The following is a 13,042-nucleotide window of genomic DNA, read 5'->3' as shown; positions in this document are numbered from 1 at the left end:
CCGAACGGGCACCCCCACCGCAGACCCAGGACATCGCGAGGAGGCGGCGTGAGCGACGCGAGCACCCAGCAGGACAAGGCCATCCTCACGATCGGGGATCGCACGGCGGAGTTCCCGGTACTGCGTGGGACCGACGGTGCTCCGGTCGTGGACGTCTCGACGTTCACGCGGCAGACCGGCCACACCGCCCTGGACTACGGATTCGTCAACACGGCGGCGACGAAGTCGGCCATCACCTACATCGACGGCGACGAGGGCATTCTGCGTTATCGCGGGTACCCCATCGAACAGCTCGCGAAGAACAGCACCTACCTCGAGGTGGCGTGGCTGCTCATCTACGGTGAGCTGCCGACCGCCGACGAACTCGCCGACTTCGACAACCGAATCCGCCGGCACACGCTGCTGCACGAAGACCTCAAGCGCTTCTTCTCGGCCCTTCCCCACACGGCGCACCCCATGTCGGTGCTGTCATCCGCCGTCTCGGCGCTGTCGACCTACTACGAGCACGAGTCGGATCCGCACAATCCCGAGCACGTCGAGCTGAACACGGTGCGAATGCTCGCGAAGCTGCCGGTCATCGCCGCGTATGCCCACAAGAAGAGCGTCGGGCAGGCCTTCCTCTATCCCGACAACTCGCTGAGCTTCGTCGACAACTTCCTCAAGCTCAACTTCGGCGTCCTGAGCGAGGGCTACGAGGTCAACCCCGTCATGTCCCGTGCGCTGGAGCGACTGCTCATCCTGCACGAAGACCACGAGCAGAACGCCTCGACCTCGACCGTCCGCCTGGTCGGCTCGACCGGCGCCAACCAGTTCTCGTCGATCTCGGCCGGCATCAACGCCCTCTACGGCCCGCTGCACGGCGGTGCGAACGAAGCGGTGCTCGACATGCTCGCGCGCATCCGCGACTCGGGCGAGAGCGTGCAGCGCTTCGTCGAGCGGGTCAAGAACAAGGAAGACGGCGTCAAGCTCATGGGCTTCGGGCACCGCGTCTACAAGAACTACGATCCGCGGGCCAAGCTCGTCAAGGAGTCGGCCGACGAGGTGCTGCGCGAGCTCGGGGTGCACGACCCGCTGCTCGACCTGGCGAAGGAGCTCGAGGAGATCGCGCTCAACGACGACTACTTCCAGGAGCGCCGGCTCTACCCGAACGTCGACTTCTACACGGGCGTCATCTACAAGGCGATGGGGTTTCCCACGCGCATGTTCACGGTGCTGTTCGCGATCGGGCGCCTGCCGGGCTGGCTCGCGCAGTGGCGCGAGTCGATCAACGACCCGCAGACCAAGATCGGCCGCCCGCAGCAGCTGTACATCGGCGCCGCCGAACGCGACTACCCCGGCATCGCCTGACGCGCGCTCGCCCGTTCGTCAACCCCTTCGCGCCGCGCGAGCTTCATGACAGGCTCTTCTCACGCACGACGAGGAGGACTCCCATGAACCACGACCGTGAGCCCAGCGCGAGCGACGAGGCCCTCGACAACGCCTCCGAGCACGAAGACGATCAGGCCGAGCCCAAGGCCGACGGTCTCGGCAAAGACAGCACCATCCCGTCGGATCCCGACGGCGTCGCCGCCGGCTACACAGGAGTGAAGTCGACCTTCGAGCCCGAAGAGGACGAGCAGGCCTGACGGCGGTGGCGTAGTGCGCGAGCTGACCGCGCGCGTCAGCCGTGCGAGAGCGTCGAAGCGTAGTCGGGCACGAGGCTCTCCTCATCGCGAGGAGGACGCTCGTAGCCGCCCGACGCGGGACGCTCGGGGATCTCGATCGGCTCCCGGTCGACGACCTCGTAGGGGATCCTCGACAGCAGGTGATGGATCATGTTGATCCGCCCGCGCCGCTTGTCTTCGTTGTCCACCTCGAACCAGGGCGCCTCGGGGATGTCGGTGTGCACGAACATCGTGTCCTTCGCGCGGGAGTAGTCCTCCCACTTCGTGATCGACAGGACGTCGTTCGGGCTCAGCTTCCACCGGCGCATCGGGTCGTCGTTGCGAGAGCGGAAGCGCTTCTCCTGCTCGACGTCGGACACGCTGAACCAGTACTTCAGCAGCAGGATGCCCTCTTCGACCAGCATCCGCTCGAAGATGGGCGCCTGGTGCAGGAAGCGGTGGTACTGCGCGTTGGTGCAGTAGCCCATGACGTGCTCGACACCGGCGCGGTTGTACCAGGACCGGTCCATCAGCACGATCTCACCGGCGGCGGGCAGGTGCGGGATATAGCGCTGGAAGTACCACTGGGTCTTCTCGCGTTCCGTCGGCGACGGCAGCGCGACGATGCGCGTCACGCGGGGATTGAGGTACTCGGAGATGCGCTTGATCGTCGAGCCTTTGCCCGCGGCATCCCGCCCCTCGAAGATCACGACGACGCGGGCGCCGGTCGTCTGCACCCAGGCCTGCATGTCGACGAGCTGCGCCTGCAGCCGCCGCAGTTCGTCTTCGTACGTCTTCTTCGCCAGGCGCTGCGTCATGTCCGAAGCCTACGCGTGGAGCGCCTCGTTGAGGGTGACGCCGACGCCCGTCCGGCGGACGGCCTCGATCGCGCCGGTGAGCGAATTGCGACGGAAGAGGAGTCCGTCGTGACCGGACAGCTCGGAGCCCTTCACGACGGGCCGGGAGTTGTCGTGGCGGGGCGGTCCGTCGGCCAGGACGATCTTCGAGCCCGCCGTCACATACAGGCCCGCCTCGACGACGCAGTCGTCGCCGAGTGAGATGCCGATGCCGGCGTTCGCCCCGAGGAGCGTCCGCGCGCCGATCGACACCTTGTGCGAGCCGCCGCCCGAGAGGGTGCCCATGATCGAGGCGCCCCCGCCGACGTCGCTGCCGTCGCCGACGACGACGCCTTGCGAGATGCGACCTTCCACCATCGATGCGCCGAGCGTGCCCGCGTTGAAGTTCACGAAGCCTTCGTGCATGACGGTCGTGCCGGGGGAGAGGTATGCGCCGAGGCGCACGCGGCTCGCGTCGGCGATGCGCACGCCGGCCGGAGTGACGTAGTCGAGCAGGCGGGGGAACTTGTCGAGCGACTGCACCTGCACGCCGTCGCGAAGGAGGAGCGGACGCAGGCGCGTCAGGTCGTCGGGGTGCACGGGGCCCGCGTTCGTCCACGCGACATTGGGCAGGTGGCCGAAGACGCCGTCGAGGTTCACCTCGTTGGGGCGCACGAGGCGGTGAGACAGCGCGTGCAGGCGGAGGTAGGCATCGGAGGTCGAGGCGGGCGGTGCATCCAGGTCGATGTCGAGCGCGATCACTTCGGCGGTCACGGCGCGCCGCGGGTCGGGGACGGCCAGTCGCTCCAGGTCGTCGGGCGGCATCGCCGGGTCGTAGCCCAGGGGCAGACGCCCCGCCGCGGGGGACGGGAACCACGTGTCCAGGATCGTCCCGTTCTCAGCCCTCGTCGCCAGGCCCAGGCCCCATACCGATCGCTCGTCGCTCATGCTTCCACCGTATCGGGGCACAGCCCCTGCTCCGGCCGGGAGGAGCAGCATCCGTCGATAGGATCGGGGGATGCCGGCGCTCGACCTCACCGCGACCTCGATCGACCTCACCCGCACGATCTGCGACATCCCGAGCGTCTCGGACGATGAGACCGCGCTCGCCGACGCGATCCACGAGGCCGTGACCGCGCTGCCGCACCTCGAGGTGCACCGCGACGGCGACACGATCGTCGCCCGCACGAACCGCGGGCGCGCGCAGCGCGTCGCGATCGCGGGGCACATCGACACCGTGCCCATCAACGGCAACGTGCCGACCCGCGACATCGTCCTCGACGGCGAGCCCCACCTGTGGGGCCGGGGCACGGTCGACATGAAGGCCGGAGTCGCCGTCCAGCTCAAGCTCGCCCACGATCTCGCCGACCCCCGCGTCGACATCACCTGGATGTGGTACGACCACGAAGAGGTCGACGCCGACCTCAACGGACTGACGCGCCTCGCCGCGACGCGGCCCGACCTGTTCCAGGCCGACTTCGCGATCCTCGGCGAGCCGTCGAACGGGCAGGTCGAGGGCGGCTGCAACGGCAATCTCCGCGCGATCGTGCGCACCGACGGCGTGCGGGCCCACAGTGCGCGCGCGTGGATCGGCGAGAACGCGATCCACAAGGCCGCGCCGATCCTCACCAGGCTCGCCGAGTACCGTCCGCGCGACGTCGCCGTCGAAGGACTCGACTACCGCGAGGGCCTCAATGCCGTGCGCATCGGCGGAGGCATCGCGGGCAACGTGATCCCGGATGCGTGCGAGGTCGAGGTCAATTACCGTTTCGCCCCGAGCCGTGACGTCGTCGAGGCCGAGCAGCACGTGCGCGATGTCTTCGCCGGATTCGACCTGGAGGTCGTCGACCTCGCGGCGGGCGCCCGCCCGGGCCTGGACGCGCCGCTCGCTCGGGAGTTCCTCGCGGCCGTCGGCGCGCAGCCGCGGCCGAAGTACGGGTGGACCGATGTCGCCCGCTTCTCGGCGATGGGCGTGCCCGCCGTCAACTACGGGCCCGGCGACCCCCACCTCGCCCACCACGACGAGGAGCGTGTGCCGCTCGCGCAGATCATCGAGGTGGAACGCGGGCTGCGGACGTGGCTGCGCTGACACCCCGCACGACGCAACGCGTCCGGGAGACGTGGCGCACGGTGCCGGTGGCCGTGCGGATCGGCCTCGTCTACGTCGTCGCGCGGCTCATCACGACGGGCTTGTTCGTTCTCGCGGCATCCCTGTCGGGCCCCGGCTCCCGCTACGGCCAGAACCCGTCCCTCAGCACCTTCGTGCTGGGCTGGGATGCCCAGTGGTACTGGCTCGTCGCGGTCGAGGGCTATCCGAGCGACCTGCCCGTCACCGATGCGGGGGACGTGGGCGAGAACGCATGGGCGTTCATGCCGGTCTACGCCTACCTCGCGCGGATCGTGGGGCTTCCGCTCGGCTCGTGGGGTGCCGGCGCCGTCGTCGTCTCGCTCGTCGCGGGCTACCTCGCCTGCCTCGCGCTGCACGGGCTGCTGCGCCGCCGGCTGGGCGGGTCCGCCACGATGTGGGCCGTCGTCTTCTTCGCGTGCGGGCCGCTCGCGGCCCTGTTCCAGGTCGGCTACGCCGAATCGCTGTTCCTGCTCTGGCTCTTCCTGTCGCTGCGGTGCGTCCTCGAGCGCCGCTACGCGTGGCTCTACCTGCTGATCCCCCTGATGGGCTACACGCGTCCGGGGGTGCTCGCCTTCGCGCTGCTGCTGGGACTGCACGGCATCCATCGCTGGATCATCCGCCGTCGTGAGCCGTTGCCGGTATCGCACATCGTGCACATCGTCGCGACGGGTCTTCTGGCCGTCGTCGTGGGGTTCTCCTGGCAGGTGCTCGCCGCCATCGCAACGGGCGACCCCGGCGCCTACCTCGCGACAGAACTCGCGTGGCGTCGCAACTGGATCGCCGACGCCGACGCGCAGTTCGTGCCCTTCGACGGGTTCGTGCAGGCCGCGGGCTTCTGGTTCGAGGCCTGGGGCGCGGGAGCGGTCACCGGCTACATCGCGCTCGGCGTCGCGATCGCGGGGGTCACGGCACTGCTGCTGTTCGAACCGCACGTGCGGCGACTCGGTCCCGACCTGCGGCTGTGGTCCGCCAGCTACCTCGTCTATCTGCTGCTGGTGTTCTTTCCGCAGTCGAGCATCTTCCGCCTGCTCGTGCCGCTTTCGCCCCTGTGGGGTGCCGCCGCCCTGCCGCGATCGCCCTGGTGGCGCGGCGGCGTGCTCGTCGCCTGCCTCGCCGGGCAGTGGTGGTGGATCTACAACATGTACGCGATCGCGAACACGTATTGGCAGATTCCGTGACCCGCGAAGAGACCACGCGGGGCACGAGCCTTCTCTTCGGTAAACTTGACGGGCAGACCTGAGGAAAAGGAGCCGCTATGGCAGCCATGAAGCCGAGAACCGGAGACGGGCCGATGGAGGCCGTCAAGGAAGGCCGACTCATCATCGTGCGGGTTCCGCTCGAAGGGGGCGGACGCCTCGTCGTCTCCGTGAACGACGCTGAGGCCAAGGAGCTCTACGACGTGCTCAGCGGAGTCGTGAACGCCGCCTGAGCCGCAGAGACGAAACGAACGGCCGGTCTTCGGACCGGCCGTTCCGTCATTTCCCCCGGATGCCGCGCCCCGAGGTCTCTTCCGTGGCGACGGTCGTCAGCTGCAGAAGCCCCTCACCCGCGATCGCGAGCGCGCCGATCACCGCGGGCGAGGACTGCGTCTCCTGGATGAGGGAGCGGTAGGCGGCGGTGACGGGATCGCGACGAACCGGGTCGGCCACGGCGCCGCCGTGGAGGACGCGCGGAACGAGCACGAGGCCGCCCGTGCGCACGAGGCGGAGGCCGTGCTCGACGTACTCGATCACGCCCTCGGGGTCGGCATCGACCAGGACGATGTCGTAGGACGCTTCGTTCATGCGAGGGAGCACGTCTGCCGCGCGCCCCGTGATGAAGCGGGCACGGGCCGCGGGCACACGCGCGTCGGCGAATGCCTGACGGGCAGCGCCCAGGTGCTCGGGCTCGTTGTCGATCGTCGTCAGAGTCGCGCGCGGGGAGCCGTGCAACAGCCACAGACCGGAGACACCTGCGCCCGTGCCGATCTCGACGATGTTGAGCGCTTGCGACGCCGCGGAGAGCACGGCGCACTGCGCGCCGACGGCGGCGCTGATGGGCTCGGCCCCCAGCTCGAGGGCGTGCTGACGGGCCCGGGCGATGTGTTCGGGCTCGGTCGTCACTTCGGCGACGAATCGCTGATTCGCGTCGTATTCGCGCATTCTGGCTTCCTCCGCGCTCAGCCTACGTCGCGCTCGGGCGCCGGGACGCCAGGCGCGACGGTAACCTTCTGTCATGTTCTTCGGCCTCACGATCGAGAAGCTGCTGCTGATCGGTCTCATCGCCGCGTTCGTCATCGGACCCGAGCGGCTGCCCCGCTACGCCGAGGCGCTCGGCGGGCTCACGCGGCGTGCGCGCGAATGGGTGACGACGGCGCGGACCCGGGTGCAGGACGAGATGGGCGAGGATTTCGCCGACGTCGACTGGAAGACCCTCGATCCCCGCCAGTACGATCCGCGGCGGATCATCCGCGAAGCGCTGCTCGACGATGCTCCCGTCGCCTCGGCGGGCGGCATCTCGCGCCCCGCCGTCGCGACACCGCCCGTCGCGGCGCCGCGCGCATCGAGTCCCTTCCGCGCCGACGAGACACCGCCGTTCGACTCGGAGGCGACCTGAGGTCAGCTCGGGTTCACCGGCAGCGATCGGCCCGCGAGACCGCGCGGCCGCGCCGCGATCGCGTCAGCGAGGGCGTCGATCGCCTGTGCCGCGGGATCGGCGGGGTCGGCGACGACGACCGGCGTGCCGGCATCCCCATCGGCGCGCAGGGCTGTGCTCAGCGGAACCGATGCCAGCAGCGGCACAGGGGAGTCGGGCGCCGACAGGGCCGCCGCGACCTCGGCGCCGCCGCCCTCGCCGAACAGCGCAAGACTCGAGCCGTCGGGCAGGGTCATCGCCGCCATGTTCTCGACGACGCCGATGACGCGCTGACCCGTCTGGCGGGCGACGAGGCCGCTGCGGACGGCGACGTCGGAGGCAGCCGGCTGCGGCGTCGTGACGACGAGCACGTCGGCGTTCGGCAGCAGCTGGCCGACGGAGATGGCGACGTCGCCCGTACCGGGCGGCATGTCCAGCAGCAGCACGTCGAGGTCGCCGAAGTGCACGTCGGTGAGGAACTGCTGCACCGTGCGGTGCAGCATGGGCCCGCGCCAGGCGACGGCGCCGAGCGGCGCGTCATCGCCCGTGCGTCGCAGGAACATGCCGATCGAGATGACCTTCACGCCGTAGGCGACGGGCGGCAGCATGAGGTCGTCGATGCGGGTCGGCTGCGGGGCGCCGCCGTCAGCGTCGATGAGCCCGAGGAGACCGGGGATCGAGAAGCCGTGCACGTCGGCGTCGATGAGACCGACCGACAGGCCGCGCTCGGCGAGGGCGACGGCGAGGTTGGCGGTGACGGTCGACTTGCCGACGCCGCCCTTTCCGCTCGTGACGGCGATGACACGCGTCAGCGAGTCGGGTCCGAACGGCATTTCGCGCGGAGCGCGGCCGCCGCGCAGCTTCTCGGTGAGCGCCGCGCGCTCAGCGGGCGACATGACACCGACCTCGAGCTCGACCGACGAGATCCCGTCCACCGATCCAGCGGCGGCGCGCACCTCACGGGAGATGCGATCGGCGGCGGGGCATCCCACGATCGTCAGCGCGATCCCGACGTGCGCGACCGAGTCCGTGACGGAGATGTCGCGCAGCATGTCGAGCTCTGCGAGCGGGCGACGCAGCTCGGGATCGATGACGGCGCCGACGGCGCGGCGGACGGCGTCGGTGTGCTCGGTGGTCACGATGGGTCCTCTCGGCGTCGCCCGTCGCGCTCGTCGAGCTGATCGAGGAAGGCGCGCAGCTCGGTGCGCAGGGCGTCGCTCGTCACGGCGTCGGAGCGGTAGTGGGCGATCTCCATGCGCAGGGCCACGATCTCGCGAGCGAGGTACTCGGTGTCGGCCAGATTGCGCTCGGAGCGCTGACGGTCCTGCTCGATCTGCACGCGGTCGCGGTCGTCCTGCCGGTTCTGCGCGAGCAGGATGAGCGGGGCGGCGTACGACGCCTGCAGAGACAGCATGAGCGTCAGCGCCGTGAACCCGTTCGCGGCCGAATCGAAGCGCGCCTCAGCCGGGGCGAGGGTGTTCCATGCGAGCCACGCGGCGCAGAAGAGGGTCAGACCCAGCAGGAACGCCGGCGTGCCCATGTTGCGGGCGATCCACTCCGTGGCCCGGCCGAACCGGTCGCGCGAGGGCTGCGGCGCGCGCGGCGCGAGCATGCCGGAGCGGCCACGCGGAGCATCGAGCGCCGGCGTGCGGCGCGGCGCGCGGGCCATCACCGCGGCTCTCCCAGGACGGCGGAGGCGTCGTGGCTGTCGTGCGAGCGCCAGTCATCCGGCAGCAGGTAGTCGAGCACATCGTCGACGCTCACGGCGCCGACGAGACGTCGGGCCTCGTCGACGACGGGCACCGAGACGAGGTCGTAGCTCGCGAGCAGGCGCGCGACCTCGGGAGCGGATGCGGTCGCGGCGACCGGGTCGAGGGAGTCGTCCACGATCGCCCCGAGCCGCTCGTGCGGGGGATAGCGCAGCATCCGCTGGAAATGCACCGTGCCGAGCAACCGCCCCGTCGGAGTCTCGAACGGAGGCAACGTGACGAAGACCGCGGCGGCGAGGGCGGGGTGCAGCTCGTGGCGGCGGATGAGGGCGAGCGCCTCGGCGACCGTCGCGTCGGCCGACAGCACGATGGGGTCGCTCGTCATGAGACCGCCCGCCGTGTCGGGCCCGTACTGCAGCAGGGCGCGGACGTCTTCGGCCTCTTCGGGCTCCATGAGGTCGAGAAGCTCTTCCGAGCGCTCCTCGGAGAGCTGCCCGAGCAGGTCGGCGGCGTCGTCGGGCTCCATCGCATCGAGGATGTCGGCGGCGCGCTCGTCGCCGAGCGCCTCGAGGATGTGCACCTGATCGTCTTCGGGCATCTCTTCGAGCGCGTCGGCGAGGCGGTGATCCGACAGCTCTTCGGCGACCTTGAGGAGGCGCTCGTCGGGCAGGTCGAGCAGCGTGTTGGCGAGGTCGGCGGGTTTGAGATCGGAGTACGTCGCGACGAGGTGCTCGGCGGAGTGCGCCGCGCCCTGCGCACCGCGCTCGCGCACCTCGGACCAGGCGGCGAAGGTTGTCGGGCCCTTCGCGAAGGGCGACGCGCTCGTGCGCGGACGCCGCAGGAAGAGCTGGCCGACGTCCCATTCCCCCGCGCGGTTGCGTTCGACGGCGACGTCCTCGATGACGGCGTCGCCCGACCCGTCGACGAGGGTGACCCGCCGACCGAGGAGTTCGGCCATGACACGCACCTCGCCGCCGCGCTGCTGGAAGCGCCGCACGTTGATGAGCCCCGTCGTGATGACCTGGCCCAGCGCGATCGAGGTCACGCGCCCGATCGAGACGAAGACGTGGCGTCGACCGGGGATCTCGACGATGAGACCGATGACGCGCGGGGGGTCGTTCTTGCGATAGATGACGACGACATCGCGCACTTTGCCGAGGCGATCGCCGGCAGGGTCGAAGACGGCGCACCCGGCCAGGCGCGCCACGAAAACCCTCTGTGTGCTCACGCGATCAAGCGTAGCCCGGGGGTGCGTGGGAGGATGGGGCAATGACCATGTTGGGCGGACGCGTGCCGAAGGGGCTCGGCGAGGTCGGGCAGACCATCGCGAGCTATCCGACCTACGAACGCGCTCAGAAGGCGGTGTCCGAGCTCATCGCCGCCGACGTGCGGGCTCGGGACGTCGCCATCGTCGGTCAGGGTCTGCGCTCGATCGAGCGCGTCACGGGCCGGCTGGGATACGCCGCCGCTGCGCGGACGGGGGCCATCAACGGGCTCCTGCTCGGGCTGCTGTTCGCCGCGATCCTCGTGATCGGCTCGCCCTCCGTGCCGATCCAGGCCTTCGTCGGCGTGCTGTTCGTGGGCATCGCGATCGGGATGCTGCTGAGCCTGGTCACGTACTCGTTCGTGCGCCGTCGGCGGGACTTCGCGTCGGTCATGCAGGTCGTGGCCGACCGCTACGAGATCGCCGTCGCGCCGAGCAGCGCGCAGCGGGCGCGCGAAGTGCTGGGAGAGGCCGCCCACGCCGCCGCGCCGCCTGCCGCAGCGGCGCCCGTCGTGCAGGGCCCACCGCAGTACGGTGAGCGGCTCCCGGTCGACCCGCCGTCACCCGAGACGGCGGGCGAGCAGCCGACGACGGCGGGCGATGTCAGCGAGCGCTGACGAGGTCATCCCGGTCGCGCTGCGAACGGGAACCGTCGAACTCTCGTCCGACGTCGCGCTGCCCGAGGACGCCTGGGCCGCCGTCGCCGTCGCACACGGTGCGGGCGCCGGGTACCGGCATCCCTTCCTCGTCGGCTTCACCGACGCTCTCACCGCCGCGGGGATCGCGACGCTGCGCTTCAACCTGCCGTATGCGCAAGCGGGGCGGCGCATGCCCGGTCCCGCGGCGCACGCCGTCGCGGCATGGGGCGCCGTGCACGCGTGGCTGTCGGCGCACGTCGAGGTGCCCGTGTGGGCGTGCGGCAAGTCGTACGGCGGACGGATGGCATCGATGGCCGCAGCGGAGGGGGTCATCGAGCCTGCGGGGCTCGTCTACCTCGGCTATCCGCTGCATCCACCCGGCGACCGCTCGAAGGCGCGCACCGCGCACCTGCCCGAGATCGTGCCGCCGCAGCTCTTCCTCTCGGGCACGAACGACCCGTTCGTCGATCCGCACGATCAGCTGGTCGACGCCGTCGCCGCCTGCCGTGACGCCGAGCTGACGTGGATCGAGGGCGGCGGGCACTCGTTCGAGGTCGCAGGGCGCAAGCGCCCGGCAGACGAGATCGGGGCAGAGCTCGCGCCGATCGTCGCGGAGTTCCTGCGCCGTCGCGGGCCCGAACCGCGCGCTGTACAGGATCCGGCGTGACGGGTGACGACTCGAACGCTCCGATCCGGGCCTGACCGGGCCGGGCGTCCTGCGCATCGCACGGAACCCGGCACCGGCCGGTCGGGTCAGGGATTCAGACGGGCGATCCAGGCCTCGACCTCGTCGGCCGTGCGCGGGATACCGGCCGAGAGGTTCACGGGGCCGTCCTCGGTGAGGAGGATGTCGTCTTCGATGCGCACGCCGATGCCCCGGTACTCCTCGGGCACCGTGACGTCGTCGATCTGGAAATACAGACCCGGCTCGATCGTGAACACCATGCCGGGTTCGAGCAGGCCGTCGTAGTACATCTCGCGGCGCGCCTGGGCGCAGTCGTGCACGTCGATGCCGAGGTGGTGACTCGTGCCGTGCACCATGTAGCGACGGTGGTGGCCTCCGGCGTCGGCGTCGAGGGCCTCCTGCGCCGTCACGGGAAGCAGGCCCCATTCGGCGACGCGCGTCGCGAGGACCTGCATCGCGGCCTCGTGCAGGGCGCGGAACGGCACACCGGGACGGGCTGCGGCGAAGGCGGCGTCGGCCGCTTCGCGGACCGTCTCGTAGACGCGTCGCTGCACCTCGCTGAAGCGCCCGTCGACGGGCAGCGTGCGGGTGATGTCGGCGGTGTAGAGACTGTCGACCTCGGCGCCCGCGTCGATGAGGATGAGATCGCCGGGGAGCACCGCGCCGTCGTTGCGCGTCCAGTGCAGGTAGCACGCGTGCGGTCCGGATGCCGCGATCGTGTCGTAGCCGACCGCGTTGCCGTCGCTGCGCGCGCGCCGGTGGAAGACGCCCTCGACGACGCGTTCGCCGCGCGGGTGGTCGATGATCGCGGGCAGGTTCGACACGATGTCGTCGAAGCCCTTGGCGGTGACGTCAACGGCGAGCTGGAGCTGTGCGAGCTCGTACTCGTCCTTCACCAGGCGCAGCTCGGAGACGAAGCGGGTGAGCTGGGCGTCCTCTTCGACCACGAGATCGCCCTCGCGACGCTCGAGCCGCTCGATGCGCTCCGTCGCGAGACCGAGGTCTGCCGCGACGCCGCCGATCGCGGGACGCGGTCCGATCCAGAACTCGCCGATCGAGGCGTCGGAGTAGAACTCGCTCGTCGTGCGGTCGGCGCGTTCGCGGAAGTACAGCGTGACGTCGTGGCCGTCGGCGGTCGGCTCGAACACGAGCACGGCACCCGGCTCGGCGTCGGAGGCCCAGCCGGTCAGGTGCGAGAACGCCGAGTGCGCTCGGAAGGGATAGTCGGTGTCGTTGCTGCGCTGCTTGAGCTCACCCGCCGGGATGACCAGACGCGCGCCGGGGAAGGCCGCCGACACGGCGTCCCGCCGGGCCGCGGCATAGCGCGCCTGCTCGCGCTGTTCGGGGACGATGTCGGCGCGGTCGGCCCAGCCGCCGGAGATCGTGTCGAGGAATCCCCGGCCGAAGGGCTGACGCCGGTTCGTGCTCGAGTTGGTGGGGGGCTCGCTGGTCTCGGTCGTCGCGACGGACGCGACGGCGGGGATGTCGCCTGCAGTGCTCATGCCCTCAAGTCTGGCACGTCCTGC

At 70.4% G+C, this 13,042-nt stretch carries 15 protein-coding genes; 8 read left to right on the top strand and 7 right to left on the bottom strand.

Translation table 11 applies throughout. The annotated features are described in order from the left end of the window. Positions 1–48: 48 nt before the first annotated feature. A complete protein-coding gene (locus ACWIBS_RS00740) occupies positions 49–1,347 on the top strand; it encodes a citrate synthase (RefSeq protein WP_376128337.1) in 1,299 nt (432 codons plus the stop codon). 83 nt (positions 1,348–1,430) lie between these two features. Continuing rightward, positions 1,431–1,625 carry a hypothetical protein gene (locus tag ACWIBS_RS00735; RefSeq protein ID WP_376128339.1) on the top strand — a complete coding sequence of 65 codons (195 nt, stop codon included), beginning with the start codon at positions 1,431–1,433 and terminating at the stop codon, positions 1,623–1,625. A 35-nt stretch (positions 1,626–1,660) separates the two neighbouring features. Here the strand turns inward: ACWIBS_RS00735 and ppk2 are convergent, their stop codons facing one another. Together ppk2 and dapD are read right to left on the bottom strand one after the other, a co-directional pair. Further along, on the bottom strand, positions 1,661–2,461 hold the full coding sequence (ppk2, locus tag ACWIBS_RS00730) for a polyphosphate kinase 2 (RefSeq protein ID WP_376128340.1): 801 nt from the start codon (positions 2,459–2,461) through the stop codon (positions 1,661–1,663). A gap of 9 nt (positions 2,462–2,470) precedes the next feature. After that, on the bottom strand, positions 2,471–3,427 hold the full coding sequence (gene dapD / locus ACWIBS_RS00725; RefSeq protein WP_376128342.1) for a 2,3,4,5-tetrahydropyridine-2,6-dicarboxylate N-succinyltransferase: 957 nt from the start codon (positions 3,425–3,427) through the stop codon (positions 2,471–2,473). 70 nt (positions 3,428–3,497) lie between these two features. Here dapD and dapE point away from each other — a divergent pair, with 70 nt between their 5' ends. From dapE to ACWIBS_RS00710, 3 genes are all read left to right on the top strand, one after another. Then, complete coding sequence (dapE, locus tag ACWIBS_RS00720; protein ID WP_376128344.1) at positions 3,498–4,568, top strand: succinyl-diaminopimelate desuccinylase; 1,071 nt, start codon at positions 3,498–3,500, stop codon at positions 4,566–4,568. After that, positions 4,556–5,785, top strand: coding sequence for a hypothetical protein (locus ACWIBS_RS00715; protein ID WP_376128346.1), 1,230 nt, complete (start codon positions 4,556–4,558; stop codon positions 5,783–5,785). Before dapE ends, ACWIBS_RS00715 begins: the two co-directional genes overlap by 13 nt. Positions 5,786–5,862: 77 nt before the next feature. Beyond that, positions 5,863–6,036 (top strand): DUF3117 domain-containing protein, encoded by a 174-nt coding sequence (locus tag ACWIBS_RS00710; protein WP_163620836.1) that lies wholly within the window; start codon positions 5,863–5,865, stop codon positions 6,034–6,036. Positions 6,037–6,082: 46 nt separating this feature from the next. On the opposite strand, the gene ACWIBS_RS00705 is transcribed toward ACWIBS_RS00710, so the two are convergent. Next, positions 6,083–6,748, bottom strand: coding sequence for an O-methyltransferase (locus ACWIBS_RS00705; protein ID WP_376128347.1), 666 nt, complete (start codon positions 6,746–6,748; stop codon positions 6,083–6,085). Positions 6,749–6,821: 73 nt separating this feature from the next. On the opposite strand from ACWIBS_RS00705, the gene ACWIBS_RS00700 reads away from it, so the two are divergent. Then, the gene (locus tag ACWIBS_RS00700) at positions 6,822–7,202 is read left to right on the top strand and encodes a Sec-independent protein translocase family protein (RefSeq protein WP_376128349.1); all 381 of its coding nucleotides are present in this window, start codon (positions 6,822–6,824) and stop codon (positions 7,200–7,202) included. Between the two features lie 2 nt (positions 7,203–7,204). Here ACWIBS_RS00700 and ACWIBS_RS00695 read toward each other — a convergent pair whose 3' ends face one another. Genes ACWIBS_RS00695 through ACWIBS_RS00685 form a run of 3 tightly spaced genes read right to left on the bottom strand, consistent with a single transcriptional unit; the run spans position 7,205 to position 10,157 of the window. Next, positions 7,205–8,359 (bottom strand): Mrp/NBP35 family ATP-binding protein, encoded by a 1,155-nt coding sequence (locus ACWIBS_RS00695; RefSeq protein ID WP_376128351.1) that lies wholly within the window; start codon positions 8,357–8,359, stop codon positions 7,205–7,207. Then, entirely contained in the window at positions 8,356–8,889 is a 534-nt protein-coding gene (locus tag ACWIBS_RS00690; protein ID WP_376128353.1) for a DUF1003 domain-containing protein, read from the bottom strand. Before ACWIBS_RS00690 ends, ACWIBS_RS00695 begins: the two co-directional genes overlap by 4 nt. After that, complete coding sequence (locus ACWIBS_RS00685) at positions 8,889–10,157, bottom strand: magnesium transporter MgtE N-terminal domain-containing protein (protein ID WP_376128354.1); 1,269 nt, start codon at positions 10,155–10,157, stop codon at positions 8,889–8,891. Before ACWIBS_RS00685 ends, ACWIBS_RS00690 begins: the two co-directional genes overlap by 1 nt. A 41-nt stretch (positions 10,158–10,198) precedes the next feature. Here ACWIBS_RS00685 and ACWIBS_RS00680 point away from each other — a divergent pair, with 41 nt between their 5' ends. Together ACWIBS_RS00680 and ACWIBS_RS00675 are read left to right on the top strand one after the other, a co-directional pair. Next, the gene (locus tag ACWIBS_RS00680; protein WP_376128356.1) at positions 10,199–10,810 is read left to right on the top strand and encodes a general stress protein; all 612 of its coding nucleotides are present in this window, start codon (positions 10,199–10,201) and stop codon (positions 10,808–10,810) included. Next, a complete protein-coding gene (locus ACWIBS_RS00675; RefSeq protein ID WP_376128358.1) occupies positions 10,794–11,498 on the top strand; it encodes an alpha/beta hydrolase family protein in 705 nt (234 codons plus the stop codon). The genes ACWIBS_RS00680 and ACWIBS_RS00675 overlap by 17 nt, the downstream gene beginning before the upstream one ends. A gap of 86 nt (positions 11,499–11,584) precedes the next feature. On the opposite strand, the gene ACWIBS_RS00670 is transcribed toward ACWIBS_RS00675, so the two are convergent. Continuing rightward, positions 11,585–13,018: an aminopeptidase P family protein gene (locus ACWIBS_RS00670; protein ID WP_376128360.1), complete on the bottom strand. Its 1,434-nt coding sequence runs from the start codon at positions 13,016–13,018 to the stop codon at positions 11,585–11,587. Between the last annotated feature and the right edge of the window lie 24 nt (positions 13,019–13,042).

Source organism: Microbacterium sp. NPDC055442 (assembly GCF_053644215.1).
Note: the sequence above shows the minus strand (reverse complement) of the source record. Positions and strands in the feature narration are given on the sequence as shown.